Annotated in this window: 1 protein-coding gene; it reads left to right on the forward strand. The window is 61.9% G+C overall.

The annotated features are described in order from the left end of the window. Positions 1-1773 (forward strand): PAS domain S-box protein (locus VB780_RS31375; protein ID WP_323350695.1); only part of this gene is annotated, 1773 nt, incomplete at both ends.

Consider the following 1773-nt stretch of genomic DNA (forward strand, 5'->3'; position numbering starts at 1 on the left):
ACGTTGGCAGCTGGGAGTACGACATCGCTACCCAAAAAGTGACCTGGTCCGCCGAAAAATTTCGGATTTTGGGGCGCGACCCAGCCCTGGGCGCACCCAGCTTCGACGAGCTGCTGCGGCTCTACCACCCCGAGGATGGCGACCGGCTGCGCCAGGCGGTGGAGCACACCCTGACCACCGGCGAGCCCTACAGCATGCGGCTCAAATGCACCCGCAGCAATGGGGTAATTCGCTATCTCGATGACCAGGGCCAGGCCGAACGCAATGCCCAGGGCGAGGTCGTGCGCCTGTTTGGCATCGCCCAAGACATTACCGAGCGGGTGCAGGCCGAGGGCGAGCTGCGAGAGATGAGCACCGCCCTTGCCCTTGCCGTAGAGGGCATCTCTCGGCTCGATGCGGCTGGTTGCTACACCAGCGTCAACCAGGCCTATGCCGCCATGGTGGGCTACACCCCCGACGAGCTCGTCGGCCAGCCCTGGGAGATTACCGTCCATCCTGACGATCTAGAACAGGTCATCCGGGCCTACGAGCACATGCTGGTCGAGGGCAAGGTCAACGTTCAAGCCCGAGGAGTCCGCCAAGATGGCTCAATTTTCCACAAGCAGTTGTTTATGGTGACGGCCTACGACGACCAGCAGCAGAGCTCCAGCCACTACTGCTTTATGAAAGACATCAGTGAAAAAGTGCGGCTTGAGGCCGAGCGCAAGCAGGCTGAAATCGCCCTGCAACAAGAATTAGAGCGTCTGTCTAAGGTTGTAGAGACCCAGCTAGAGGTGACGCTGGTCACCCCCCACCTAGAGCTGGTGATGGAGGTGATCGTCGAACGGGCTTTGCAGATCACCCGCGCCGATGGGGCCGCCGTGGAACTGTTAGAGGGCCAAGAGCTGGTGTGCCAGGCTACCAGCGGCGTGGCACAGGCCCGTCGGGGCTGGCGGCTGCCCATAGCCGATAGCCTGAGCGGGCGCTGCCTGACGGAGAGCGAGGTGCTGTACTGCGCCGATGGCGATCGCGATCGGCGGGTCAATCGCTCCCTGGCCGAAACCTTGGGGCTGCGATCAATGATGGTAGTGCCCCTCACCACTAAAACCGAGCCAGTCGGCGTGATCAAGGTGTTTTCAACCCAGGCCTACGCCTTTACCGAGTCAGACCGGCAGACCCTCAAGCTGATGGCGGGTCTGCTGGTGGCCAGCCTACACCTGGCTAAGGAATTTGAGGCTAAAACCACCCTGCTGCAAGAACTGCAAGACAGTGAAGAGCGCTATCGCTCAGTGGTGGCGGCTCTTTCTGAAGGGGTTGCCGTGGTGCAGGCCAATGGCACCCTGCTCACCTGCAACGCCAGCGCCACCAAGATCGTGGGTCTGCCAAGCGGGCAAATCGTGGGGCGATCGCTGGCTGATATGTCCCTAACCTTCATCCAAGACGATGGTTCCCCCTGCCCCGACGACGACCACCCGGCCTGGGTCACCCTGCGCACTGGGCAGCCGGTCAACAATCGGGTGCTGGGCCTGGTTAAACCCGAGGGCACCACCTGGATTTCCTGTAATACTCGCCCCCTGCTGCATCCCCACGAGCCCCTGCCCTACGCGGTGGTGATGTCGTTTACGGATATTACCGAACTCAGGCGCTCGGAGGTGGCGGCCCTACGACGGCGGGCCGCGCAAGAGCGGCTGCTGAGTGAGATTGCCCAGCGCATTCGCCAGACCCTCAACCTGGAGGCAATTCTCACTACCACCGTCACCGAGGTGCAGCAGTTTTTGCACACTGACCGGGTGA

The sequence above is a fragment of the Leptolyngbya sp. CCNP1308 genome, from assembly GCF_034932455.1.
In the GTDB taxonomy this organism is placed as follows: domain Bacteria; phylum Cyanobacteriota; class Cyanobacteriia; order Phormidesmidales; family Phormidesmidaceae; genus Nodosilinea.